At 61.4% G+C, this 25,618-nt stretch carries 25 protein-coding genes; 15 read left to right on the forward strand and 10 right to left on the reverse strand.

The features are described 5' to 3' along the window. Nucleotides 1–9 precede the first annotated feature (9 nt). On the reverse strand, nucleotides 10–1,197 hold the full coding sequence (gene ribBA, locus VDP81_RS06085; RefSeq protein WP_322995495.1) for a bifunctional 3,4-dihydroxy-2-butanone-4-phosphate synthase/GTP cyclohydrolase II: 1,188 nt from the start codon (nucleotides 1,195–1,197) through the stop codon (nucleotides 10–12). Between the two features lie 65 nt (nucleotides 1,198–1,262). Beyond that, nucleotides 1,263–2,555 carry a signal recognition particle-docking protein FtsY gene (ftsY, locus tag VDP81_RS06090; RefSeq protein ID WP_322995496.1) on the reverse strand — a complete coding sequence of 431 codons (1,293 nt, stop codon included), beginning with the start codon at nucleotides 2,553–2,555 and terminating at the stop codon, nucleotides 1,263–1,265. Nucleotides 2,556–2,616: 61 nt separating this feature from the next. Here ftsY and VDP81_RS06095 point away from each other — a divergent pair, with 61 nt between their 5' ends. Next, the gene (locus VDP81_RS06095) at nucleotides 2,617–3,249 is read left to right on the forward strand and encodes an RsmD family RNA methyltransferase (RefSeq protein WP_322995497.1); all 633 of its coding nucleotides are present in this window, start codon (nucleotides 2,617–2,619) and stop codon (nucleotides 3,247–3,249) included. Next, nucleotides 3,246–3,752, forward strand: a complete 507-nt coding sequence (gene coaD / locus VDP81_RS06100) for a pantetheine-phosphate adenylyltransferase (RefSeq protein WP_322995498.1) — start codon at nucleotides 3,246–3,248, stop codon at nucleotides 3,750–3,752. The genes VDP81_RS06095 and coaD overlap by 4 nt, the downstream gene beginning before the upstream one ends. Before the next feature lie 42 nt (nucleotides 3,753–3,794). Here coaD and VDP81_RS06105 read toward each other — a convergent pair whose 3' ends face one another. Together VDP81_RS06105 and VDP81_RS06110 are read right to left on the reverse strand one after the other, a co-directional pair. Then, nucleotides 3,795–4,187, reverse strand: a complete 393-nt coding sequence (locus tag VDP81_RS06105) for an MOSC N-terminal beta barrel domain-containing protein (protein ID WP_323011809.1) — start codon at nucleotides 4,185–4,187, stop codon at nucleotides 3,795–3,797. A gap of 11 nt (nucleotides 4,188–4,198) precedes the next feature. Further along, on the reverse strand, nucleotides 4,199–6,766 hold the full coding sequence (locus tag VDP81_RS06110; RefSeq protein WP_323011810.1) for an AsmA family protein: 2,568 nt from the start codon (nucleotides 6,764–6,766) through the stop codon (nucleotides 4,199–4,201). 256 nt (nucleotides 6,767–7,022) lie between these two features. Here VDP81_RS06110 and VDP81_RS06115 point away from each other — a divergent pair, with 256 nt between their 5' ends. The 10 genes from VDP81_RS06115 to napH all read left to right on the forward strand — a co-directional run bounded on the left by VDP81_RS06115 (nucleotide 7,023) and on the right by napH (nucleotide 16,587). Beyond that, the gene (locus tag VDP81_RS06115; protein ID WP_322995501.1) at nucleotides 7,023–8,303 is read left to right on the forward strand and encodes a bifunctional O-acetylhomoserine aminocarboxypropyltransferase/cysteine synthase; all 1,281 of its coding nucleotides are present in this window, start codon (nucleotides 7,023–7,025) and stop codon (nucleotides 8,301–8,303) included. 49 nt (nucleotides 8,304–8,352) lie between these two features. Further along, a complete protein-coding gene (locus tag VDP81_RS06120; protein WP_322995502.1) occupies nucleotides 8,353–9,471 on the forward strand; it encodes a Re/Si-specific NAD(P)(+) transhydrogenase subunit alpha in 1,119 nt (372 codons plus the stop codon). Next, the gene (locus VDP81_RS06125; RefSeq protein WP_322995503.1) at nucleotides 9,471–9,779 is read left to right on the forward strand and encodes an NAD(P) transhydrogenase subunit alpha; all 309 of its coding nucleotides are present in this window, start codon (nucleotides 9,471–9,473) and stop codon (nucleotides 9,777–9,779) included. Before VDP81_RS06120 ends, VDP81_RS06125 begins: the two co-directional genes overlap by 1 nt. Continuing rightward, nucleotides 9,776–11,212, forward strand: coding sequence for an NAD(P)(+) transhydrogenase (Re/Si-specific) subunit beta (locus tag VDP81_RS06130; RefSeq protein WP_322995504.1), 1,437 nt, complete (start codon nucleotides 9,776–9,778; stop codon nucleotides 11,210–11,212). Before VDP81_RS06125 ends, VDP81_RS06130 begins: the two co-directional genes overlap by 4 nt. A 145-nt stretch (nucleotides 11,213–11,357) precedes the next feature. Then, a complete protein-coding gene (locus tag VDP81_RS06135) occupies nucleotides 11,358–12,098 on the forward strand; it encodes a flagellar brake protein (RefSeq protein WP_322995505.1) in 741 nt (246 codons plus the stop codon). A gap of 72 nt (nucleotides 12,099–12,170) precedes the next feature. Next, nucleotides 12,171–13,427, forward strand: coding sequence for an FAD-binding oxidoreductase (locus VDP81_RS06140; protein ID WP_323011811.1), 1,257 nt, complete (start codon nucleotides 12,171–12,173; stop codon nucleotides 13,425–13,427). A 28-nt stretch (nucleotides 13,428–13,455) separates the two neighbouring features. Then, nucleotides 13,456–14,394, forward strand: coding sequence for a 4-hydroxyproline epimerase (locus tag VDP81_RS06145; RefSeq protein WP_323011812.1), 939 nt, complete (start codon nucleotides 13,456–13,458; stop codon nucleotides 14,392–14,394). Continuing rightward, complete coding sequence (locus VDP81_RS06150) at nucleotides 14,394–15,044, forward strand: GntR family transcriptional regulator (RefSeq protein ID WP_323011813.1); 651 nt, start codon at nucleotides 14,394–14,396, stop codon at nucleotides 15,042–15,044. The genes VDP81_RS06145 and VDP81_RS06150 overlap by 1 nt, the downstream gene beginning before the upstream one ends. A gap of 102 nt (nucleotides 15,045–15,146) precedes the next feature. Then, complete coding sequence (locus VDP81_RS06155) at nucleotides 15,147–15,761, forward strand: MauM/NapG family ferredoxin-type protein (RefSeq protein ID WP_322995509.1); 615 nt, start codon at nucleotides 15,147–15,149, stop codon at nucleotides 15,759–15,761. Continuing rightward, nucleotides 15,754–16,587 (forward strand): quinol dehydrogenase ferredoxin subunit NapH, encoded by an 834-nt coding sequence (gene napH / locus VDP81_RS06160; RefSeq protein ID WP_322995510.1) that lies wholly within the window; start codon nucleotides 15,754–15,756, stop codon nucleotides 16,585–16,587. Before VDP81_RS06155 ends, napH begins: the two co-directional genes overlap by 8 nt. A gap of 38 nt (nucleotides 16,588–16,625) precedes the next feature. Here the strand turns inward: napH and VDP81_RS06165 are convergent, their stop codons facing one another. The 5 genes from VDP81_RS06165 to dctP form a co-directional block, all read right to left on the reverse strand. Then, nucleotides 16,626–18,107: an aldehyde dehydrogenase gene (locus tag VDP81_RS06165; protein ID WP_322995511.1), complete on the reverse strand. Its 1,482-nt coding sequence runs from the start codon at nucleotides 18,105–18,107 to the stop codon at nucleotides 16,626–16,628. An 88-nt stretch (nucleotides 18,108–18,195) separates the two neighbouring features. After that, nucleotides 18,196–19,071: a 4-hydroxy-tetrahydrodipicolinate synthase gene (dapA, locus tag VDP81_RS06170; RefSeq protein WP_322995512.1), complete on the reverse strand. Its 876-nt coding sequence runs from the start codon at nucleotides 19,069–19,071 to the stop codon at nucleotides 18,196–18,198. A gap of 24 nt (nucleotides 19,072–19,095) precedes the next feature. Continuing rightward, on the reverse strand, nucleotides 19,096–20,415 hold the full coding sequence (locus VDP81_RS06175; protein WP_323011814.1) for a TRAP transporter large permease subunit: 1,320 nt from the start codon (nucleotides 20,413–20,415) through the stop codon (nucleotides 19,096–19,098). Next, nucleotides 20,412–20,930: a TRAP transporter small permease subunit gene (locus VDP81_RS06180; protein WP_322995514.1), complete on the reverse strand. Its 519-nt coding sequence runs from the start codon at nucleotides 20,928–20,930 to the stop codon at nucleotides 20,412–20,414. The genes VDP81_RS06175 and VDP81_RS06180 overlap by 4 nt, the downstream gene beginning before the upstream one ends. A 28-nt stretch (nucleotides 20,931–20,958) precedes the next feature. Beyond that, a complete protein-coding gene (gene dctP / locus VDP81_RS06185; RefSeq protein ID WP_322995515.1) occupies nucleotides 20,959–22,014 on the reverse strand; it encodes a TRAP transporter substrate-binding protein DctP in 1,056 nt (351 codons plus the stop codon). A 179-nt stretch (nucleotides 22,015–22,193) separates the two neighbouring features. Between dctP and VDP81_RS06190 the strand changes: the two genes are divergently transcribed. Next, nucleotides 22,194–22,382, forward strand: coding sequence for a 4-oxalocrotonate tautomerase (locus VDP81_RS06190; RefSeq protein ID WP_322995516.1), 189 nt, complete (start codon nucleotides 22,194–22,196; stop codon nucleotides 22,380–22,382). Nucleotides 22,383–22,391: 9 nt separating this feature from the next. Here VDP81_RS06190 and VDP81_RS06195 read toward each other — a convergent pair whose 3' ends face one another. After that, entirely contained in the window at nucleotides 22,392–22,772 is a 381-nt protein-coding gene (locus tag VDP81_RS06195; RefSeq protein ID WP_323011815.1) for a DUF4168 domain-containing protein, read from the reverse strand. Nucleotides 22,773–23,020: 248 nt separating this feature from the next. Here VDP81_RS06195 and VDP81_RS06200 point away from each other — a divergent pair, with 248 nt between their 5' ends. Further along, complete coding sequence (locus VDP81_RS06200) at nucleotides 23,021–23,677, forward strand: thiopurine S-methyltransferase (protein WP_322995518.1); 657 nt, start codon at nucleotides 23,021–23,023, stop codon at nucleotides 23,675–23,677. Nucleotides 23,678–23,923: 246 nt separating this feature from the next. Then, nucleotides 23,924–25,588: a methyl-accepting chemotaxis protein gene (locus tag VDP81_RS06205; protein WP_323011816.1), complete on the forward strand. Its 1,665-nt coding sequence runs from the start codon at nucleotides 23,924–23,926 to the stop codon at nucleotides 25,586–25,588. Nucleotides 25,589–25,618: the final 30 nt, after the last annotated feature.

Consider the following 25,618-nt stretch of genomic DNA (forward strand, 5'->3'; position numbering starts at 1 on the left):
CCGTGATTCCTATTGGGTTGGGGCGTTATCGGCGCCCGGTTCATTATGGTAACCCGTAATGGTCAGGGAGAAGCCCGCCATACTGGGCATTTTGCGTGGTCGCGCCAGCAGCCGCGCCTGGCCCACACCCAGGTCGCGCAGGATCTGGGCGCCAATGCCGAAAGTGCGCAAGCTATGGCGCTCGCCACTGAGCACGGCAGCCGCAACCGGCGTGGCGTCAGGGCTACGGGCCCAGGCGTCGAATTGGGCAAACAGCAGGTCGGCCTGTCCATGGCAGTTCATCAGCACGACCACCCCGCTGGGCGCAGCGGCAATGGTGCGCAGCGCCTGGGGGATCGTCCAGCTATGGTTGGTCGTGCATTCGCATAAAAGATCCATCACACTGGTGGGTTCGTGTACCCGCACCAGGGTTTCCTGGTCTGGCTGGATATGGCCATGAACCAGCGCCAGATGTGGTGCGCCAGATGCCCGATCACGGTAGGCAACCGCCTGGAATTCACCCCATGGCGTGGTGACAGAGCGCGTGACCAAGCGCTCGACCATGGTTTCGTGCTCGCTGCGATACTGGATAAGATCGGCGATTGTGCCGATTTTCAGGCCGTGTTCTTGGGCAAAGACCATCAGGTCCGGCAGACGGGCCATCGAACCATCGGGCTTGAGAATCTCGCAGATGACCGCTGCCGGGGTCAGGCCAGCCATGGCAGTGAGGTCGCAACCGGCCTCGGTGTGGCCTGCCCGCACCAGCACGCCGCCGGGCTCGGCCCGCACGGGAAAAATATGCCCGGGCTGCACCAGATCGGCCGGGCGGGCATCGCGGGCCACAGCGGCCTGAATGGTACGCGCCCGGTCGGCGGCGGAGATCCCGGTATCCACCCCCTGGGCGGCCTCGATGGACACGGTGAAGTTCGTGCCATAGCGGGTGCCGTTCTGGTTTGCCATCATCGGCAACTGCAGTTGATTGCAGCGATCCTGGGTCAGGGTCAGGCAGACCAGACCACGGGCATGGGTGACCATGAAATTAATGGCATCGGGGGTGACGAAATCAGCCGCCATGACGAGGTCGCCCTCGTTTTCGCGGTCTTCTTCGTCAACCAGAATGACCATATGACCGGCGCGCAATTCGGCCACGATTTCCTGTACGGAGGAAATCACAAAGGGCGATGCCGGATCAGGCAGCGCCTGGGTATCCGTATTCATTGATGCTATTCCTGTAAAGAGGCGGTTCTGCTGGAAAACCCCATATTAGAACCATCCTGAATTCTTCATTTTAGCGAGTCTGGGCGGCCACCCAGCAGGGCGTCGGCAAATTCAGCGGCCACAAAAGGCTGCAGGTCCTGCATGCCCTCGCCCACCCCGATCCAATAGACCGGCACCGGGCGCACCCCCTGGCTACCCGCAGCCACCGCCGCCAGCGTGCCACCGCGTGCGGTGCCATCCAGCTTGGTGACCACCAGACCGGTCAACCCCAGGGCCGCATCAAAGGCGCGGATCTGGGCCAGGGCGTTCTGGCCGGTATTGCCATCGACCACCAGCAGGATTTCATGCGGCGCACCAGAATCGGCCTTGGCAATGACCCGCTTGATTTTCTTCAGTTCTTCCATCAGGTGCAACTGGGTGGGCAGGCGTCCCGCCGTATCCACCAGCACCACATCCGCCGACCGGGCCCGTCCGGCGTTAACCGCATCAAAGGCCACGGCAGCGGGGTCCCCGCCTTCCTGGGCAATGACGGTGACGCCGTTGCGCGTTCCCCAGGCGACCAACTGTTCGCGCGCAGCGGCACGAAAGGTATCGCCCGCCGCCAGCAGCACACTGGCCTGACGCGCCTGCAGGGCATGGGTCAGTTTGCCGATGGAGGTGGTCTTGCCCGCGCCGTTGACCCCGGCAATCATGACCACCATCGGGGCGGCTTCGCCCACGACAAAGGGCTTTTCCAGGACTTTCAGATGATCCGTCAGGATGTCCTGCAACGCGGCCCGCACGGCATCAGGCTGGTCCAGGCGCTGTTTGCGCACCCGGGCGCGCAACTGGGTCAGCAATTTTTCCGTGGCCTCGACGCCGGCATCCGCCATGATCAAGGCGGTTTCCAGTTCTTCGAACAGGCTCTCGTCGACCTTGACGCCCACAAACAGACTGCCCAGGCTTTGACCGGTCCGCGACAGGCCTTGCCGCAGCCGCCCCAGCCAGGAGGTGGATTCGGCAGCGGGCGCAGGGGCGGCGGTCTTGTCCAGGCGGGCCAGAGGGTCCGGCGAAATATTGGGCGTGCCATCGGACCAAGGATCGGGCGGCTGGACGACGTCGGCCTGATCGGCGGGCGGGACTGCTGCTGCACGGGTGTCGGGGGCCGGAAGATCGTCGGCAACCAGCGGGGCCGCCTCAGGCGGCGCAGCCGCGGTCTCCGGCAGCGCGGGCTCAGTCTGAGGCTGAGCCGCAACGACCGCCAGGGTCTCTGGCGGAAGCTCGGTAGGCGCCACTGGCGCAATATCCGGGGTATCGACCAAGTCCTGAGAAAGATCAGGGACGGGCGGAGATTTTTTGCGTTTAAAGAAACTGAACATAGGCTTTACACTGAACGGTCCGGCGAGTGCCCGACGCCGTATCAGAGATCACGGGCCGCGCATGAAAAAACATCAGATTCGTATTGTAGGCGGTGACTACCGCCGCACACCCATTACTGTGCCAGATGGCGCACATCTGCGTCCCACCCCAGACCGGGTGCGCGAGACGCTGTTTAACTGGTTGACCCATTTCTGGGGCGGAGATTTCGCCTCGCGACGGGTGCTGGACCTGTTCGCCGGCAGCGGAGCCCTAGGCTTCGAGGCGGCATCCCGAGGGGTCGCCCAGGCCCAATTGGTGGAACAGGCCCCTGCCGCTCTGGCTGGCCTGCGGGCGGTACAACAGCGTCTGCAGGCACCGGCCATCCACATCCACGCGGGCGACGCGCTGGCGTATTTACGAGCTCAGGCCACGCCGACCTTCGACCTGCTGCTGCTGGACCCGCCTTTTGGCAGCGACTGGCCTGCACGCATCCGGCCCTGGCTGGGCCAGGCACTGCGGCCCGAAGGCCTGTTGTACCTGGAAAGCGACCGCCCGGTGGACGCGCACTGGGCGGACGACTGGCACGTGCTGCGCCGAGGACGCGCCAGTCAGGTACATTACGCTCTGTTGCAGTTTGCTGCAACGCAGAAAAATCGTAATAATGGCCCCTCGGCATCGGCCGATGATATTCCTTCCCCACCGGAGCACATATGATCACCGCCGTTTATCCCGGAACATTCGACCCCCTGACCCGTGGGCATGAAGACCTTGTACGCCGCGCCGCCAGCCTGTTCGACCACGTCGTGGTCGGGGTCGCTGTCAGCCAGAATAAAAAACCTTTCTTCAGCATCCAGGAACGCCTGGAAATCGCCGAAGAAGTCCTGGGACACTATCCCAATGTCCAGGTGCGCAGCTTTGGCGGGCTGCTGAAGGATTTCGTCCGGGAACAAGAAGCCCGGGTCATCGTGCGCGGTCTGCGGGCAGTGTCCGATTTTGAATACGAGTTCCAGATGGCAGGCATGAACCGCCACCTGTTGCCCGAGGTCGAGACCCTGTTCATGACGCCATCCGATCAGTACCAGTTTATTTCGGGCACCATCGTGCGCGAAATCGCGATTCTGGGCGGAGACGTCAGCAAATTTGTGTTCCCCTCAGTAGAGCGCTGGCTGCACGCCAAGGCCAAGGCCCTGCGCGAACAACAATCGACCGAAAACTGAGTCTGCCAGCCAGGGCTTCATGCCCGCTGGCACACGGATTGCTTAGGCTGGATCAGGCCACTGCACCGCAGCGGCATCGGGATGGATTTTCAGCAGGCGGCAGGGCTGGCCCAGCCATTGTGTGAACCAGGCGGCGGCCAGATCGCCCTCGTCGACGGCACGCACGGCCTGCCGTCCCACCTGTGCCTGGCATTCGACGCTGGTATCGTCCTCGATGACATCCAGGGGGATATCCAGGCGTAGCATGCCCGGAGCGCGCACCACCAGATAGCCAAATCGCAGGCTGAGTTCAAGGCCCGACAATCCCGGGGCCTGCTCGGTGTTCAGGCAGGCATGATCCGGGCCAACCAACAGCCAGCGACGATCGTAGGCCTGGGCCCGTTCGTCGGCCACGGGGCTGGCGCCGACAATTGGTTGTGCGGTGGTGTGATTCATGATGATCCTTTTCATTGGCCCAGCAGGCCTTTCAGGGCGTTGCCGATGCGCTCGACGGGGTCTTTGTCGACGGCAGGCGCGGCGGGTTCGGTCTCGGGTTCAGGCAGCAACTGGTCGATGGGGTCATTGCCCTTCAGTAGCCCCATCAAGCCGGATTTGACCACCTGCTGGATGGTTTGATTGCGAATGGCATCCCACTGCACGGCATAATCCGGCGCAACCCAGGCACCGGTGAGCTGCACGGGGATCGTCACCCCGGCCAGGCTGCGCAGGGCATCTTGCAGGGCTTTCGGCGGGCGAGTCGCCACCTGAATCAAAAGCTGCAAGTCCAACTGTTGTCGGGGCACATCCAGCGTGGCGGGCTTGCCTGCCGTTACCCGCACAGAAGCGGTATTGACCTGCAGCTTTGTGACCTGTCCCTGGCCGTTTTTCAGGTCTACCCGGCCATCCAGGGTGCTGAACAAGGTACTACGTCGAAGATCAAAGGGCGAGGACACCGCATCCATGCGGCCCTTGGCGATATTGCCCAAGGAAGCCGCAAGCTCGGTCAGGGTCTGGGCGGCATCCACCCCATGCACTGCACCCTCGCGCACCTGCCAGGACACCCGCCCCGACAGCGCCTGCATCCAGGCCTGCAGGCTGGTCCCCTGTGTTTTCAAATCCAACTGTGCTGCCGCCCGCCCGGACAAGAGATTATGGCCGGTCAGCGCCTGCATCAGGGGGGCGGCCGAGACCTTGTCCAGATCCATTTTCAGCGCCAGCGTCTGGGCAGCCGCCTGATTGACGGCCAGTTGCAACTGGCCGACGGCGGAACCCCCATAAAGATCCGCCGAGAACGCAGGCACCGCCAGCACACCACCAGCCAGTTGAATCGGCAGCGCCACCTGGGTCAGCTGCATATCATGCACGCGCAAATCAGCGATGCTGACATCGCCCTTGATGTTCTGTCCTTTGAGCCAGGCCAGGTCGATCGGCGTCTCTGCAGGGGGCTGGGCTGCGGCAGGCTGATCTGCCGTATCCGGCTGGACTGCGGGCGCGCTGTCTGGCGCCACGGGCGCCACCGCTGCATCCCGGGGCAGCCAAGGATCAAGCAAAAGGCGCTCGGCACTCAGGGAAAATATGGTCTGCGGATCATCCAGACCGGTGGTCGTGGACTTTAAAATCGCCTGGCTGCCATCGATCACAGCACTAAGGTCCACGTCCAGAACATCTTGAAGCAGGTCCAGGTGCAGGCTGCCGATCAAGGGAAATTCAGCCAAGGCCTGCTTCTGAGCAGACTCGCGCAGACTGACATCGCCCTGGATGGCCGTGAGGGCGCCCTTGCGCAGGCTGGTGTCCCAGGCCAATGGCGACGTGAACTTCAGGCGCAGCAAACGCTGGTCCTGGGTCAGGGCGGTGTCCAGGCTGGCCGTGCGAAACTGCCATTGTCGGGCATTGCCGGTCAGCCCCTCCAGGCCCAGCGACATGGCCAGGGCGACCTGATCGTTCGTGGATTTGAAGGTGGCGACCAAGGGGTCGGCCTGGGCGGACTGTGGCGAGATCGCCAAGGACGGCGCATCCACGGCAAGCACCAATTGACGGCCTCGATCCTGACCCTCGGCGCGCAAGGCGAGCTTGGCGACCTGGAGTTCCATCTGCGCCTGATCCAGCCTCAGCTGACTGGCACCAAGACTGGCCTTCAGGTTGGCAATGGGGTGCGCCCCTACGATCTCGCCACGAATGGTCAAGGCCAGATTATCGGCGGCAAAGCGGCGCTCCGCGCCCTTATAGGCCAGACTGCCCTTCAGGGCGGCTTCGGCCTGATCCAGATTGCCCAGACGGCCATTCAACTGGACGTTGATCTTCTGGGCTGAATAGCCCTGTCTAGCCGGGTCCAGCCGCAACAGAGCCTGTGCCTGCAACTGGGCGTCCTGAACGGGGTCGGCACCCGCGATCTTCGCCCGCAGCGAAACATCAAAAGGCTGATCGAACGTGACCCGCCCGGTATTGGCCTCGATGCCCGACAGCGTGGTGGACAGGCCATCGGCCTGGTCCAGATAGTGGATCTGCCCACCTTTGAGTTCTAGTCCGGCAATGTCGATATTCAGGTCGGAACGCCCCCCAGGCCGGGGGGCGATGGCCCGCGCCACCACCGCCAGCGGGCCAGTGACTTCGGCAGCATCCGGCGCAGCGCGCTCGTCGGCACCCAGCAAATCGCTGAAATTGAATCGGCCATGGGAGTCGCGCACCAACCAGGCCTTCAGGCCCGTGATGGCGACGTGATCCACCACCAACTGGTTGGACAACAGCGGCCAGATCGCCACCGCAAAGCGGGCACTGTCGATCGAGATAAACGTGTCATCGGCCTGACGGTTGGACAATGACACCTGACTGACGGCCAGGCCGATGCGCGGAAACAAGGACAGGCTGATGTCGCCGTCTATCGTGAGGGTGCGCGCATAGCGATCGAACACAATCTGTTCAAGTCGGGATTTATAGGCATTCGGATTAAAGGTCAGCAGGAAAATAGCCAAACCGACCACGGCCACCAGCAAGGCCAAGACCAGACTGAATACCCCCCGCTTCAACCAGACGTTCATAAAAATCCCGTGATTTCAAACCGTGCAGACCGCGATCATGCGGACAATAGCCGAAATGCTAACCCATGCCTGACCCTGACCGTGCAGGAATCGAAGACGAAACGATACGTTTGCGCCTCTACATATAAGCATGGCTGAATAATCCATATTTATATTACTTATAGCTATATACAAAGCGCAGCAAAATGCTGTGTTCAAACGCGGTTCGCCATTACCATGGACGTTTGCTCGACCACAACATATCGCAGGAGGCGACATGAGCCGAAAATTCGAGACCCTGGCCATTCATGCGGGCTACGCCCCCGACCCCACCACAAAATCGGTCGCGGTCCCGATCTATCAGACCACATCCTATGCATTCGATGATACTCAGCATGGTGCCGATCTGTTCGATCTGAAGGTGCCGGGCAACATCTACACGCGCATCATGAACCCCACCACGGCGGTTCTGGAAGAACGTGTGGCTGCCCTGGAAGGCGGCGTAGCTGCCCTGGCGGTGGCCTCTGGCATGACGGCCATTACCTATGCCATCCAGACCATCGCCCAGGTGGGCGACAACATCGTCTCCACCAGCAAGCTCTATGGCGGCACGTATAACCTGTTTGCGCATACCTTCCCGCGCCAGGGGCTGGAGGTCCGCTTCGCGGCCCACGACGACATCGATGCCCTGGAAGCCCTGATCGACGACCGCACGCGCGCGGTGTTCTGCGAATCCATCGGCAATCCGGCAGGCAACATCATCGACATCCAGGCCCTGGCCGAGGCTGCCCACCGTCATGGCGTGCCGCTGATCGTGGACAATACCGTGGCCTCGCCCGCCCTGTGCCGCCCCATCGAATGGGGCGCCGATATCGTCGTGCATGCCCTGACCAAATACATGGGCGGCCACGGCACCAGCATCGCCGGGGCCGTGGTGGATGCCGGGACTTTCCCCTGGGCCAAGCACCGCGACCGCTTCCCCATGCTCAACGAGCCTGATCCGTCCTACCACGGCGTGGTCTACACCGAGGCCTTCGGCCCAGCGGCGTTCATCGGACGCTGCCGCGTTGTGCCGCTGCGCAACACCGGTGGGGCGATCTCACCGTTCAATTCGTTTCTGATCCTGCAAGGCATCGAAACCCTGCCGCTGCGCATGGAACGCCACACCGCCAATGCCATGGCGGTGGCACAATTCCTGCAGTCGCATCCGCAAGTCGCCTGGGTCAATTATGCGGGCTTGCCGCAGCATGCCGAACACGCCTTGGCGAAAAAATACATGGGCGGCGCCCCCGCCAGCATTCTGTCGTTCGGCATTAAAGGCGGACTGCCGGCCGGCACGAAATTCATCGATGCGCTGCAACTGATCCTGCGCCTGGTCAACATCGGCGATGCCAAATCCCTGGCCTGCCACCCGGCCTCCACCACCCACCGGCAACTCAACCCCGAAGAACTGGCCCGCGCCGGCGTTGGCGAAGACATGATCCGCCTGTCCATCGGCATCGAACACATCGACGACATCCTGGACGACCTGCGCCAGGCACTGGACGCCAGTCATTGAATAACGGACAGATCATGTTCTTGCTCATACATAAGCACAGGAGATCACAATGCAGATAGGCATTCCGCGTGAGACCCTGCCCGGGGAAACCCGGGTGGCCGCGATTCCGGATACCGTTAAAAAACTGGTTCAAGCCGGCCATCAGGTGCGGATCGAACGCGATGCGGGCCTGGCGGCACGATATCGCGATTCCGATTACGAAGCCGTCGGGGCCACCCTGGTGGATAGCGCTCAGGCGCTGGGGGCCGAACTCGTCCTGAAGGTCCGCCGTCCTGACGCTGCCGAGCTGGCCCACATGCCATCGGGCGGCGTCTTGCTGGGCATGCTGGACCCCTTCGATCTGGACGGGCTGCGGCCGCTGGCCGACGCGGGCCTGACGGCCTTTGCCCTGGAAGCCGCCCCACGCACCACCCGGGCACAGAGCCTGGACGTGCTGTCCTCGCAGTCCAATCTGGCTGGCTATAAAGCCGTACTGCTGGCCACCCAATACTATGGTCGCATCTTCCCCATGATGATGACGGCAGCCGGGACGCTGAAAGCCGCCCGCGTCGTGGTGTTGGGCGCTGGCGTCGCCGGTCTGCAGGCCATCGCCACAGCCCGGCGCCTGGGCGCGGTGGTCGAGGCCTCCGACGTGCGTCCGGCGGCCCGCGAACAAATCGAGTCCCTGGGCGGGAAATTCATCGACGTGCCCTACGAGACCGACGAAGAACGCGACATCGCCCAAGGCGTCGGCGGTTATGCCCGCCCCATGCCCGCCGCCTGGATGGCGCGTCAGGCCGCGCTGGTGGCCGAACGCTGCAAACAGGCCGACATCATTATCACCACGGCCTTGATCCCGGGGCGCCCTGCCCCCGTGCTGATCCAGCCAGAAACCGTGGATGCCATGAAACCCGGTTCCGTCATCGTGGACATGGCAGTCGAACGTGGGGGCAACTGCCCGCTGTCGGTCGCTGGACAGGTCATCGAACACCAGGGGGTGACCCTGGTCGGCCTGACCAATCTGCCCGCCCTGCTGGCCACGGACGCATCCGCCCTGTATGCCCGCAACCTCCTGGATTTCCTGAAACTCATCATCAATGCCGAAGGCCAGCTTGCCCTGCCGGACGATGACGACATCATCAAAGCCTGCCTGGTGTGCCAGGGCGGCCAGCTACTAAGGAGCGCCTGATGGAAGCCGTGAATCCCACCCTGATCAACATCATTATTTTCGTGCTGGCCGTGTATGTCGGCTTCCACGTGGTCTGGAATGTCACCCCGGCCCTGCATACGCCGCTGATGGCGGTCACCAACGCCATCTCGGCCATCGTGATCGTGGGCGCCATGCTGGCCACAGCCCTGACGGACGGCGGCCTGGCGCAAAGCATGGGCGGCATTGCCGTGGCGCTGGCGGCGGTCAACGTGTTCGGCGGTTTCCTGGTCACCCAGCGCATGCTGGAAATGTTCAAGAAAAAGGAACGCAAGGGGGGTCAGTCATGATTTCAGCCAATCTTGTCACCCTGCTGTATCTCGTCGCCTCGGTGTGCTTCATCCAGGCCCTCAAAGGCTTATCGCACCCCACCACCTCGCGCCGGGGCAATGCCTTCGGCATGATCGGCATGGCCATTGCCATCCTGACCACCGCCGTGCTGATTATCGGCCTGGCCCGCGATGGCACCACCACCCTGGGTCTGGGGCGCGTGATCCTGGGCCTGCTGGTCGGCGGCAGCATCGGCACCCTGCTGGCACGCAAGGTCGAAATGACCAAAATGCCGGAACTGATCGCCTTCATGCACAGCATGATCGGCCTGGCAGCCGTGGCGATTGCCGTGGCCGTGGTGGCGGAACCTCACGCCTTTGGCATCGCGGCAGCGGGCGATCCCATCCCCACCGGCAACCGGCTGGAACTGTTCATCGGCACTTTTGTCGGAGCCATCACGTTCTCGGGCTCGGTGATTGCCTTTGGCAAGCTCTCCGGGAAATATAAATTCCGCCTGTTTCAGGGGGCCCCCGTGGTCTTTCCCGGCCAGCATCCGCTGAATCTGATCCTGGCCATCATCATGTTGGCCTGCGGTTTCTGGTTCATGGCCACCCAATCCTGGCTGCCGTTCGTGTTGATGACCGCCATCGCCTTCGTTCTGGGCGTGCTGATCATCATCCCCATCGGCGGGGCCGACATGCCGGTGGTGATCTCCATGCTGAACAGCTATTCGGGCTGGGCGGCGGCGGGCATCGGCTTCTCCCTGAACAACCCCATGCTGATCATCGCCGGGTCGCTGGTGGGTTCGTCCGGGGCGATTCTGTCCTACATCATGTGCAAGGCCATGAATCGCTCGTTCTTCAATGTGATTCTGGGCGGCTTCGGGGCCGAAGCATCGGCTGGGGCCAGCGCCGCCACGGGCCAGCGCAACGTCAAATCCGGCAGCCCGGATGACGCCGCCTTCCTCATGAGCAACGCCGACACGGTCACCATCGTGCCGGGCTACGGCCTGGCCGTGGCCCGCGCCCAGCACGCCCTGAAAGAACTCGCCAGCAAACTGTCCGACAAGGGCATCACGGTGAAGTACGCCATCCACCCGGTCGCCGGCCGCATGCCGGGCCACATGAACGTACTGCTGGCCGAGGCCGAAGTCCCCTACGACCAGGTCTTCGAAATGGAGGACATCAACAACGAGTTCAGCCAGACGGACGTCGTGCTGGTGCTGGGGGCCAACGACGTGGTCAACCCCGCTGCCAAAAACGATCCGGGCTCGCCGATTGCCGGCATGCCCATCCTGGAAGCCTACAAAGCACGCACCATCATCGTCAACAAGCGATCCATGGCTGCGGGTTATGCCGGACTGGACAACGAGCTGTTCTACATGGATAAAACCATGATGGTGTTCGGCGATGCGAAAAAAGTGCTGGAGGACATGCTGAAAGCCCTGGAATAAGGCGGCGCAGCAAGCAGCCGGGGTTTCCCAGATGCCCTGACGGCAAGCACTGAATCAGGTGACCCCTGGCATAACGGCCCGCGTTTGCGGGCCGTTATCGTTTAGAATCAACACTGGAAACATTCAGTCCTTTATTTTTCTGATTATGGCCTTTGCAGAAGACGACCCCTTCGCTGTATCACAAAAATTCGAAATCCAAAGCCTGCTTCAAGGGCTGCTGGATAAGCACGTCCTGGTGCGCCTGGATGTGCCTGGTCATGCCGTGTCGATTATCTCCACGGTTCTCGACCTTGACCCCAAAAAAGGCTTGGTCATCCTGGACAATGCTTCCGAAGACGCCCTGAACCGGCAGCTACTGCAGGCACCGGCCGTGCGGCTGCAGGGCCTGCTGAATCGGGTCATGATCGAATTCCAGGGCCCCATGCACCCAGCCTCCCAGGGCGGCAAGCCCGCCTTGGCTCTGGAATGGCCCACGACCGTGCGGCGCATCCAACGGCGTGAATCTTTCCGCATGGACGTGCCCACCACCCGGCCCGCCACCTGCCTGATCCGCGATCCAGGCCTGCCCGAAGGCGAACTCAGCTTCAATCTGGCCAACATCAGCGCGGGCGGGCTGCAGTTGATCGACCGCACCGGCTTGCTGGCCAGCCGGGAAGTCGGCACTTTTTTCGATGACGCCATCCTGAGCATGCCCGACGTCGGTGTCCTGGATGTCAATCTGCGCCTGCTGCGCCACGACCAACTGATCCAAGAAGGCGGCAAGCCGCCCATGCAACTGATCGCATTGCGCTTCTTCAACCTGGCCTCGAACCTCCAGATCACCATACAGCAGTACGTCAGCACCCTGGAACGCGCCGTCCTGGCGCGACGCTGGGGCGGCGATTAATATACTGATTGCATATTTAATGACGCTGTGCCACCATGGGGGGAGACTATCCAATCGACCCCCAAGGACTCCATGCACGCGACTTCCTGCGACATCGCCATCGTTGGTGGCGGCATCATCGGCGCCAGCTGCGCCCTGGCCTTAAGCGATCTGGGCCAGGATGTCCTGCTGATCGAACCCCAGGATCTGGCCAGCGGCGCCAGCAAGGGCAATGCCGGGGGGCTGGCATTTGCCGATATCCTGCCGCTGGCTTCGCCGCGCATCATCCGCCAGGCATTGCATTGGCTATCCGATCCCTTGGGGCCATTAAGCCTGCCACCGGCATATCTGCCGCGCATGCTGCCGTGGCTGGTGCATATGTGGCGCGCCAGCCTGCGCGACCGCTATTCAGCCAACATCCGCGCCCAGGCGGCCCTGATGACGCTGGCGCACGACGAAATGATGGCCATGCTGGAACAAGCCGGCTTAATGAACCATCTGCACAGCCAGGGGGTGCTAGAGGTCTACGAAGGCGAAAAACGCTACCAGGCCTCGATGGACAATACCCACTGGCGCACCCGCTATGGCATCGAAAGCCAGACCCTGCAGGGCGCGGATTTGGCGCACTGCCAACCCGGCCTGTCACCGCAGTTCACCCACGGCATCTATATCCCCAGTTGGCGCAACGTAGCCGACCCGCAGGCATTAGGCCAGGCCATCGGCCAGGCAGCGATAGATCGCGGGGTACGGCATCTGCGCCAGTCCGTGCGCTGGCTGCAGCCCATGGGCGCCGGGGCACGCCTGATCCTGGAAGACGGCAGCCAACTGCAGGCACGTCAGGTCGTGCTGGCGGCGGGCGCGCACTCGCACCTGCTGGCGCGTGGCCTGGGGGACCGCATTCCGCTGGAAACCGAGCGCGGCTACAACACCACCCTGGCGCCCGACGCGCTGGACCTGCGCCAGCAGATTACCTTTGGCGATCACGGCTTTGTGATTTCGCCGCTGACCTGCGGCATCCGCGTCGGCGGGGCGGTCGAACTGGCCGGCCTGGATCGGGCGCCCAATTATCGCCGCGCCCAGGTCATGCTGGATAAAGCCAAGGCATTTTTTCCAGACCTGAAAGCCGACGGCGGCACGCAGTGGATGGGGTTTCGCCCCAGCCTGCCGGACTCGCTGCCAATCATTGCGCGTTCGCCCCGGCACCCCGCCGTGGTGTACGCCTTTGGACACGGCCACCTGGGTCTGACACAAAGCGCAGCCACGGCGCGGTTGGTGCACGACCTGATCAGCGATCAGACCCCGGCAGTCGACTTGCAGCCATATCGGGTGGATCGCTTCCGCCTGCTGTAAACAAAAGACAGAAAAGGGAATTGATGGCATGAAACGTATTTCGATCTTGGATTCGCACACGGGCGGAGAACCCACCCGGCTGGTGCTGGATGGGTTTCCGGATCTGGGCACAGGCGACATGGCGCAGCGCCGCGACGTGCTGGCCCAGCAGCACGATGCCTGGCGACGCACGGTCATTCTGGAGCCGCGCGGCCATGATGTGCTGGTCGGCGCCCTGCTCTGCCCGCCCCAGGACCCCACGGCGGCGGCCGGGGTGATTTTTTTCAACAATACCGGCTATCTGGGCATGTGCGGACACGGCACCATCGGCCTGATCGCTTCGTTGGCGTACCTGGGCCGTATTCAGCCGGGCATGCACCGCATCGAAACCCCGGTGGGCACCGTCGAGGGAACATTGCACGAAGACAGCAGCGTCAGCGTGCGCAATGTGCCGTCCTACCGCTATCGTCAGGCGGTACAGGTCTCAGTCCCCGGCGTGGGCCAGATTACAGGCGACATTGCCTGGGGGGGAAACTGGTTCTTTCTGGTCGATGCCCCGGATCTCGTGCGCCCAGGGGCCGATACGCAAAAACTGACAGACATTACCTGGGCCATCAGCCAGGCACTGCAAGACCAAGGCATCCACGGCCGCGACGGGGCAATCATCGACCACATCGAGCTTTTCGGTCCGGATGAGCACGCCGACAGTCGCAGTTTCGTGCTGTGTCCCGGCAAGGCCTATGATCGATCGCCCTGCGGCACCGGCACCAGCGCAAAAATCGCCTGTCTGGCCGCCGACGGCAAGCTGCAGCCCGGCGCCACCTGGCAGCAGGCCAGCATCATCGGCAGCCGGTTCTTCGCCAGCTACCAGCCTGGGGACGACACCGGCACCGTGATTCCAACCATTCGGGGATCAGCCCATATCAGCGGGGAAACCACGCTGATTCTGCAGGACGACGACCCATTCATCTGGGGGATCAGCGCCTGATGACGCCCGCACCGACCAAACAAAGGGCCACCGAGTCAGCCTATGATGCCATCGAACAGCTCATTGCCACCTTGCAGCTGGAACCCAACCAGCCCATTGTAGAAAGCGACCTGATCCAGCTTACCGGCCTGGGTCGCACACCGATTCGCGAGGCCTTGATGCGGCTGGTAGCCCGCGGGCTGATCGAACAACAGCCGCGCCGAGGGCTGCGGGTCAGCGAGATCCGCATTGCCGAGCACCTGATCCTGATCGACACACGGCGGGTCCTGGAGCGCCTGATCGCAACTTCGTCCGCCCGCCGGGCCACACCGGATCAACGCGCACGCCTGCTGCAGTGCGGACAGGATATGATGGATGCTGCACAACGCAGCGATCTGACGGCTTATATGCAGGCAGATCAGGCGCTGGACCGGATCAACCACGAGGCCTGCCGCAACCCCTACGCGGTACAGGCCATCGTGCCGATGATCATTCAGTGCCGTCGATTTTGGTATGCCTATCAGCACGAGGGCGATCTGGAACGCGGCGCGCGCAGCCACCTGATGGAAGTCGAGGGCATCCATGCCAACGACGCAGAACGCGCAGTCGCCGGGGCCGATGCGCTGATGGATTATCTGACGGAATTCACACGGACGGTAATCGAGGCCTGATGGGGCTTGCGCTTCAGCGAATGCCCCCACTGCCGCCATGGTGGTGCCATTGCCAAGACTGGGCGACAATGGACCGTCTGAACCACATGCGGGCAGGCTGCGATGGTCATCCAGCAAATTTCTCGTCGGCGATTTCTCCAGACCGGGCTCTGCGGCCTGACCGTGGGGGTTGGTCTGGGTCTTCCGCTGATGTTCCAGCCCTCGCCAGCCTGGGCGCTCAACCATATTCGCCCACCGGGCGCCCTGGACGCCAATGCTTTTGATGCGGCCTGCATACGCTGCGGGCTGTGCGTCCAGGCCTGTCCCTACGACACCCTGCGCCTCTTTGGCCTGGACGGCTCAGCCCAAGGCGGCACCCCTTATTTTGTCGCCCGCGAAGTCCCCTGCGAAATGTGTCCCGACATCCCCTGCCTGCAGGCCTGCCCGACCGGGGCGCTAGACCCCGGCCTACAAGACATCAATGACGCCACCATGGGCGTGGCCGTCCTCAGCCATCCCGAACTCTGCAACAGCTACGTCGGCAATTCCTTTTGCGACAGCTGCGTGCGTGCGTGCCCCTTGCAGGGCCAGGCGATTTCGCTGGTGGTAGGCCCTACGGCCATGGGTGGCTTGTTCACGCCCACCGTCGATCCCGATATTTGCACCGGATGTGGCAAATGCGAACATGCCTGCATCGCCGAACCTGCCGCCATCCGGGTCGTGCCGCACCATGCTTGAAAAGAAAAAGTACCTCTTATTGCGTCGCATCTGCCAAGGTCTGATTCTGCTCGCCTTCACCCTGAGCGCCTGGCTGGGCACGTCCATCGCCCAGGGCACCTTGGCCAGCAGCGTCTGGTTTGGGGCGGTGCCACTTTCTGATCCCTTCGTGCTTTTGCAAAGCCTGGCGGCGGGCCACCCACTGGCAGGCAGCGCGCTTTGGGGCGGGCTCATCATTCTGGTGTTTTACGCACTGGTCGGCGGACGCGTTTTTTGTGGCTGGGTCTGCCCGATCAATCTGGTGACCGACGCGGCCCAAGGGCTGCGCCGTGCCCTGGGCTGGCGCAAAGCCCGGGTGCTGCGAATCGACAAGCGGCTGCGCTATGCGATTCTGGTGCTGGGTGTGCTGGGCAGCGCCATCAGCGGCCTGGTGCTCTGGGAACTGGTCAACCCCATCAACCTGGTGATGCGATCACTGGTATTTGGCTTATGGCTGGGCGGGCTGACTGCGGCCATCGGCATCTTTCTGTTTGATTTCTTACTGCTATCCAACGGCTGGTGCGGGCATGTCTGCCCAGTCGGTGCCTTTTACGGCACCCTGGGCCGCTACAGCATCGTGCAGGTGGCGGCCGTGCGGCGCGATGACTGCAACGATTGCGGTGACTGCTTTACCTATTGCCCCGAGCCACAAGTCATCAGCCCCGCACTGCGGGCCATCGGCGGGCATGGCGTACAGATCGACGAAATCGACTGCCTGCGTTGTGGCCGCTGCATCGATGTCTGCGAACAGCAGGTATTTGAATTCTCGGTGGTCGGGCTTGCAAAGTCAGGGGCGCGCGGCCCATAAGCACCGCGCGCCCCTGACTTGCAACAACGCTGGTGACCTTAATTCACGTACCAGATGGTTTTGGTTTGCTGGTACTGGTCCAGCGCTTCCAGGCCATTATCGCGGCCCCCGAAACCAGACTGCTTATAGCCCCCAAAAGGCGTGGTGATATCGCCCTCGGAAAACCCGTTGATGGACACCGTGCCCGCCTGGATGGCGCGGGCAACACGCTGAGCGCGGCCCACGTCGCGGGTGTACAAGGATGCCGCCAGACCATAAGCGCTGTCGTTGGCCAGCTCAATGGCCTGTTCTTCTGTGTCGAAAGGGGTCACGGCCAAAATCGGGCCGAAGACTTCCTCGCGGAACAAACGGGAACCTGCGCTGACCTGGTCGAAAATGGTGGGTTCGACATACCAGCCGCTGCCCAGCTCGGCATGAACGCGTCCGCCATGCACCAATCGGGCGCCTTCGGCAACCGCATCGTCCAGGAAACTGCGGACCTTCTCGAAGTGGGCACGTTCGACCATCGGGCCGATCTGCACCGACTCATCGGTCGGCAGGCCGACCTTCCAGGTGGACAGGCGGGCCTGCAGACGCGCCAAGAGTTCGTCCTTGATGCTGCTGTGCGCAATCAGGCGCGAACCGCAGCTGCAGTTTTCACCCATGTTCCAGAAGGCAGCTGCCAGGACATGATCCACCAAGCCATCCAGATCCGCATCGCCAAAAATGATCTGAGGACTTTTGCCACCGCACTCCAGCACGATTTCCTTCAGATTGCTTTCGGCGGAATACTTCAGGAAATAGCGGCCGACCTCGGTGGACCCGGTAAACGACACGACATCCACGTCCATGTGGCGGCCCAGGGCCTCGCCGACGTCCTCACCCAGGCCAGTCACCAACTGCAAGGCACCGGCGGGCACGCCGGCCTCGTAGGCCAGTTGAGTCATGCGATAGGCGCTGAGTGACGTCAACTCAGCGGGCTTGACGATGACCGCATTGCCTGCCACCAGGGCGGGAGCAACCTTCCAGGCGTACATCTGGGCCGGGAAATTCCAGGGCAGCACTGCGCCCACGACCCCGATGGGTTCTTTAATGATCAGGCCCATAGCGTCCGGGCCAGTGGGCGCCACACGGCCATAGCATTTGTCGATTGCCTCGGCGTACCAGCGAAAGGTATCCAGCGTGGCGGGCAGGTCAGTGTTCAGGCACTCGGTGATCGGCTTGCCGGCATCGATGCAATCCAGGGCGGCGAGCTCTTCGGCGTGTTCGGTCATCAGATCGGTCCAGCGCAGCATCACGCGCTTGCGCTCGGCAGGGGGCAGTTGAGCCCACTCGCCGGACTTGAAGCTGGCGCGGGCATTGCGCACGGCCAGATCGATATCGGCGGCGGTGCCGGCCTCGATGGCGCCGATCACGCTATTGTCGATGGGGGTGGTGTTTTCCAGGCGCGCTCCGCCTGTAGTGTGCCCCGGCATCAGGTGCCCGGCCCAGAGCTTCCCGGCACGGGCCAGTTCGAAGATTTGTTCTTTAGTTTGTGGCATGAAGCGCCTCCGGTTGCCTGGAAAATCGGGCCAAAAACAGCCCGACCCCAGTAAAAACAAAGTAGTGATCCCACAGAAACGCGGGTGATCAGCCCTTATACGCGTTCAGGGCCTTCAGGAATTCCTGGCCATCGGCATCGGACAAAGGCGCCAGGGGCAGACGCACCGTGCCTGCCTCGATCCCGTGACGACGGCAGCCGAGTTTTGCTTTTTGGTTGTAGTCGCCGGATTCCATGGCCAGAATGACCGGATACATGCCGGCCATCAGGGAACGAACCTCGTCCCAACGGCCATCAACGGCGGCCTTGACCATGGCGACCTGCTCAGCCGGGAACACGTTGGCCCCGCCGCTGATCCAGCAACGCACACCCCAAAACAGGAAGTCAGCCGCCATGTCGTCAGACCCGCTGATGATCTGGAAGTCTGGAATGCGGGACTGGATCAGGTGCAAAGCGCGGTTGAAATTGCCGCTGCTTTCTTTAATGCCGACAATATTGGGGACCTTGGCCAGCTCGAGCACGGTTTCAAGGGCAATCTGCACCCCCACGCGCTGCGGGAAATCGTACAAGATGATGGGCAGCGGCGTGGCGGCGGCCACCGTGCGGAAGTGCTGCAAAATACCGGCCTGTTCGGGCAGGCTGTAGGGCGGCGTGGCCAGCATCAGGCCGTCGTAGCCCAGATCCTGGGCCTGCTTGGCATACAGAATGGATTGCGGCGTGGACAGCGCATTGATCCCGGCGATGATCTTGATGCGGCCCTGGGCCGTGTCGGCCACGGTGCGCAGCACCAGTTCGCGCTCGGCCTCGTCCAGCGCATAGTATTCGCCCGTGGTGCCGCAGGCCACAATGCCTGCCACCCCAGCCTGGATGAAGTGATCCACCAACTGACGCAGTGCATCAGCGTTGACGCGGCCGTCGTCCGTGAACGGCGTAATGATGGGGACGAGGATACCTTCGATGAACATATGCTTTCCTAAAAAATGTGAAAGTTAGAAGCCGACGATACGCTGCGGCAGCCAGGTAGCCAAGGCGGGGAACATCGCCACAATGGCCAAGGTAAGAAACTGAACCAGAATAAAAGGCACCACGCCACGGCAGACCTGAGCATATTTCATGTCTGGCGGCGCGATCGATAACAAGTAGAAAATCGACGATGCCATGGGCGGCGTCAGATAGCTGGTCTGGATGACAATGATCACCATGGTGCCAAACCAGATCGGATCGACACCCGCAGCAACCAGCACAGGCAGGAACAAAGGCACACAGATCAGGACGTTGGCCGTCCAGTCCAGCACGAAGCCCAGCAAAAACACCACGCACAGAAACAGCACCAGCGTCCCGGTCAGCCCCAAGCCCATATCCGAAATCAACATCTGAATCAGTCGCCCGCCGCCATTGGCCGCAAAGATCCCGGTGAACATGATGCCGCCCGCCACAATCAGCAGAATCATGGCGGAAATCCGAACGGTAATCGCCAGCGACTGGCGCAGCATCAAAATACTGAACTGGCCATAGAAAATACACAGGATCAGCGCGCCGATGGCGCCGACAGCCGCCGCCTCTGTCGGCGAGGCAATCCCGGCCATCAAGGAACCCAGCACCGCGAAAATCAGCAGCATCGTCGGCAGCAGCCCACTGGCGGTGATTTTTAGTTTTTCCGACAAGGGCAGGCGCATGTCGGGGTCATCCGCCCGAGGCCCTTTCTTGGGGTCCAGCAAACATATGCCGACGATATACAGGATGAACAAGCTCACCATGATCAGGCCGGGAAACAGCATGGCGGCAAACAGCTCGCCGACCGAGATCTGGGCCAGCGACGCATAAACCACCGCGACGACAGAAGGCGGAATCATGGTCCCCAATGAACCACCGGCACAAATCGTGCCCGCGATCAAAGAGTTGTCATAGCGAAACCGCTGCATGGCCGGAATGGCCATCAGCCCTACCATGACCTCTACGGCCCCCACCACCCCAGCCGCCGCGGCGAACGTAGCCCCCATGGCGATGGTGGCCACTGCCAGCCCGCCGGGCAGCCGACCCAGCCAAAGCTGCATGGTGCGAAACAATCGTGCCGCAATCCCCGAGCGCTCGAGAATGGCCCCCATCAGCACAAACATGGGAATCGCCGACAGAATGTAGTTGGTCGTGGCGGAATAAAAACTGCCATACAACTGATTGAAGACCTGATCGCCAAAGGCAAACCAACCAGCGACCAGGGCAGGGATAATCAGTGAAAAAGAAACTGGAATGCCCAGGAAGATCAGCAGGAACATCCCTGGGAACATGAGAGCGGCAACGGTCGGGTTCATGCATGTTCCTTTTTGGCGTTCAGGCTCTGGCCGGAAAACCCACGCAGGCCTTCTGCCACCAGTTGCAAAGTCAGCGCAATCAAACCGATTGCAATCATGAGATAGAACGGCCACATAAAGGGTGCCCACGGGCTGACGGTTTCAACCTCGTGGCGCACCCAGGCCCGCCACGTATGCGTTGCCGCGATCCAGGACAGCATCCCGAAGAACGGCGCCAGAATCAGCAGATAGGCAACCCCCTGCACAACGCCATTCAGGCGTGCCGGCAGGCGATTGCGCAGCACGTCGATGCGGATATGCGCATCTTCGCGCAACACATAGGCCACCCCCAGCACGAACACTGCGCCGTTGGCCATATAGGCAATATCAAAAGCCCAGACCGTCGGCGCATCAAACAGATACCGGGCAAAGACCTCATAAACCATCGACAAGGTAAGCACCGCCACCGCCACACTGGCCAGTTGCGTCGCGCACCACGAAAAACCGTCAATCAATCGATTCAGGGTATTGAGCATCTTTGCCTCCCTCGCATTTATCCTGGCTTCAATCGCGAATCAGATAGTTGCTTTCGGCCTTCCAACGCTTGTGATAGGCCTCGTAATCAGCCAACACCTCTGCCATTTCCGGCTTGCCGGCGGTCTTTTGAGCCTGGGCGGTTTTATTCATCCAGTCATACCCCGCATCCGACAGCTGCTTGACGAAGGCTGGGTCCAAGGTGATGACTTCATTGCGCCCACTGCGATATTTCTCCATGGCCTTCATGTCCGCGTCATAAAAATAATCCAGGCTTTGCTCTGTCGTCAGTTGGGCAGCGGCCTCGATCAGGGGTTTCAGGTCATCAGGCACTTTCTGCCAGGTTTCGTCCTTGACCACGACTTCCCACATAAAGGTAGGCTGGTGCACGCCAGGCACCACAATGTATTTGGCGGCCTGGTGAAAACCTTCGGGCATATTGGCTGAAGGCGGGGCCCACTCGACGGCATCCACCCCCTTGCGTTGCAACAAGGTATAGGTTTCACCGGCTGGCACAACCGTGGGCACGGCGCCAAAATAGTCGCGCATGACTTCGGCCCATGCGCCGGAAGTGCGGTATTTCATGCCTTTCAGGTCTTCGGCACTGCGAATGGGCTTATTCGAATGGGCCAGGATTTCAGTCGATCCGATCCCGACAATCATCGTCTTCAGACCTTGCTCGGCACGCAGCTTTTCCAGCTTCTCTTTGCCGCCGCCCTGATACAGCCAAGCCTTATAGGCATCCGGCCCCATGCCGCCGGGAAAGCCTGCAAAAATGGCATTGATCGGATTTTGATTGACGAGATAGCTGGAGGTGGAGTGCCCGGCCTCGACCACGCCATCCTGCACCGCCTCATAGACTTTCAGCGCAGGCACAATGACCCCGGCCCCAAAAGGCTGGATATCCACCCGGCTGGATGTCAGCGTTTGCACATTATTGGCGAAGCGCTCTAAAAAATTCTGATAGAAGGGCGAGCCTTCCGGCACTGAAGTAGGCACACGCCAAGTGATCTCGGCAGCGCTCGCCGCACCGACTGCGAAAGCGGACAATGCCGCGACTGCCAGACTACGAAAAATGAGTTTCATGTTTCCCCCTGATGGTGTGGACAGCGGCATTTGCGCTGAGACATCAGTCTAATATGCCCTTAATATATTTACAACATATTAAGGGTAAACGTGTACAACACGGCAAGCGCGCTCACGGACACTCTCCGAAAAACGGCGGGTACACTAGGCTTCTTGTTTTGACACTGAATGGATGCCCCATGCCCACGCTGCATATCGAACTGTTCGAAGGCCGTACCCTCGAAAAAAAACGTGAACTTGTTCAGGCCCTGACTGAACGCACCTGTGAAGTGCTGGGCTGTCAGCCGGATGGGGTGGACATTATCCTGACCGAAATCCGCAAGGACCTCTGGGCCACTGGCGGGGTGCTGTGGTCCGAGAAGTCCTGACAAAAACCCCTAAGGCAACTGCTGGCTGACCAGCCGCTCGACCTTCTTGCGCAAGTCCGGGCTTTTGTTCACCGCATGGCTGATGCCGTTGTATTCGGCCACGCTCATGCCGCCGGACTCCACCTGGTCCATCATCTTTTGATCCGCCTCGGTGCGCACGGCCTGCTTGGCCTGCTGGCCCTGGGCGCTGGCCAGTCGTGGCTGATACTCAGCCACGACATCGCTGACTTGACGCACGGCCGAGGCATAGCGCTGCAGCTGTTCGTCCGTGGGCTGCTCAATGACTTCAAAATTCGCCGCTGCACCGGTTGCACGCACTGCGGTCATAGGACCGGCCAGCCCTAAGGCAATCACGGATGCCGCCATAAAAGCCTTCATCATCTGGTTCATACTTGACTCCTGATACAGGTGAGTGACGGTTTCATGATGGCGAAGGCCCAGGCCGGATACAAGTTTCTCGATCTACAGTCCTGTCACGGCATGCTACGAGCCAAGGCACACGGATCGGCATTACACTGAAGCGCCTGGTGGTGCCCCTCTCCGTCCCCCGACAGCCTGCCTCGCTGGCCAACGGAGCACTGAAGCACCCTCCTTATCCTAGGGTTTATCCCTAGCATTGATGAACCCGAGTGAAAGTTATGGATACGAATTTCTGGCTGCAGCGTTGGCAGAACGGACAAACCGGTTTTCATCAGGACCGGGTCATGCCACTGCTGCAAAAACACTGGTCAAGCCTGGGCTTGGCGGCAGACGCACCGGTGCTGGTGCCCTTGGCTGGCAAATCCCTGGATGTGGCCTGGCTGGCAGGTCAGGGGCATCCCGTGTTGGCGGTCGAACTATCTCCGCTGGCGGTGACACAGTTTTTTGCCGATCAGGGTTTGACGCCCACTGTGCACGAAACACCCCAAGGGCGCTGGTATCAGGCGGGCAATATCCGCTACCTGTGCGGCGATATTTTTAATCTCAGCACAGCACAGCTGGCTGAATTCCAGGGCTGCTATGATCGCGCCGCCCTGATTGCCCTGCCGCCTGATTTGCGGCAACGCTATATGGACCACGTGTACGGCCACTTGCCAGTGGCTTGCCAGACCTTGCTATTGACCCTGGATTACCCGCAAGAACAAATGGACGGGCCACCCTTCGCCGTGCCCGATACCGAAGTACAGCAATGTTTTCACCCCCTGTGGCAAATCCAACAGCTGGAATCCCGCGATGTACTGGCCCACGAGCCAAAATTCGCCGCCAGGGGCTTAAGCCGCATGGAGACAACGGTCTATCATTTGACCAAGACATGATCTCCACCGCCTGAAAACGCGGCCCAGTCCCGACAAGTAAGCCATGATTCGGCGACTGCTAGACCAATCAAATACTCCGGGTTTACCCTAATATATTGGGTACCCGGTTCAGGTCCGTCCGTAGTCAATAAAGGATCTGCGGAAAAAACTGCATTTTCTTATTACTTACGTTTGCGCCATGCCCTGCCTGCTTTGGCAGCGACTTCGCATGGCACAGACCCACACAGGCGACCCTGATCAATACCCATGAAAAACCTGACTATCCGAGCGCGGCTGGCTGCCGCATTTGCATTTTTGTTGTTTCTGTCCCTGGTGGTTGCTGCGATTGGCATCTGGAACGCCCGCAGCGCACAGGCGCTTTCGCAAGAAATCGTTGAACGCCAGGAAATCAACCAACTGATGACGGAATGGGCACGGGCGGTCGATGTCCGCGCCAATCAAGTCATCGGCTATGTGCTGATCTCTGACCCCGATGTGCTGGAGCACATGAAAACCGGCATTGACACTGCCACAGAAAACATCACTAAATATGATGCTCGTGCACGCATCCTGTTGACGTCCGGCGCGTCACTGCGCATGTACGAAGACATCATGAATTTGCGCCAGCAATACCTGACGGCAATGAACGCGGCCTTCGACGCACTAAAACAGAATCAGTCAATGCGTACCATCGAAATCGTGCGCGACCAGTTGCCCGCCCTAGGCACGCCATATATACAGAGCATCGACAAACTACGCCTCTACCACCAGAACGGCATCAGCAACGCGCGGACCGAGTTAAGTGATCGGGCCGCGCTCAGTGAAAACATCTTGCTGTTGGCCACGATTTTGGCCTTTATCCTGGGACCGTTGTTCGCCTGGCGTGTCATGATTGCCATCACCCGTCCCTTGGCTAACGCCGTATCGATTGCTGAAAGCATTGCCAAAAACGACCTCAGCCGCGATATCAACACGGATTCCAACGATGAAATCGGCCAATTGCTGCGCGCCTTGGACACCATGGAAGACAGCCTGCGCGACACGGTTGGCGAAGTCCGCAGTGGCGCCAACACGATTGCCTCGGCAGCCGGACAGATCACGGCGGGCAATCTGGACCTGTCCTCGCGCACCGAACAACAGGCCAGTTCCCTGACACAGACCGCCGCCACCATGGAACAAATCACCGCCACCGTGCGCCAGAACGCCGACAACGCCCAGCAGGCCAACTCCCTGGCCACCGCTGCCGCTCAGACAGCGTCCAACGGCGGCAGCCTGGTGGCTGAACTCGTCGGCACCATGAGCGAGATCAACAGCAAGTCCCAGCAGGTCGCCGACATCATCGGCGTGATCGACAGCATCGCCTTCCAGACCAACATCCTGGCCCTGAACGCCGCCGTCGAGGCCGCCCGCGCCGGTGAACAAGGCCGTGGCTTTGCCGTGGTCGCCGCCGAAGTCCGCGCCCTGGCCCAGCGATCTGCCGGCGCCGCCAAGGAAATCAAGGACCTGATCGATTCCTCCGTGCAGGCCACCACCAAGGGCAACGAACAGGCCGCCCACGCAGGCGACACCATGCAGGAAATCGTCTCCAGCATCAACCGCGTCACCGACATCATGGGCGAGATCAGCGCGGCCAGCCGCGAACAAACCACCGGCATCGAGGAAATCAACTCCGCCATCACCCAGATGGACGATGTCACCCGCCAGAACGCCAGCCTGGTCGAGGAATCCGCCGCCGCCGCTGGCAGTCTGGAAACCCAAGCCGACCACTTGGCTGGCTTGGTTGCCACCTTCAACCTGGGCGATCAGGCCAGCGCACAGCACAGCAAAATCCGCGCCGGGGCGTCCGCCCGGACACAGTCGGGGGACACCGCAGGTACTCAGGCCCGCCGCGCAACCGCCGCACGCCTGCCCTCAGCCCCGGCCAGCCCTTGACAAGCCCCCAGGCCTTCGCCTAATTTGTCG

This window comes from Castellaniella sp. (assembly GCF_034675845.1).
In the GTDB taxonomy this organism is placed as follows: Bacteria; Pseudomonadota; Gammaproteobacteria; order Burkholderiales; family Burkholderiaceae_B; genus Castellaniella.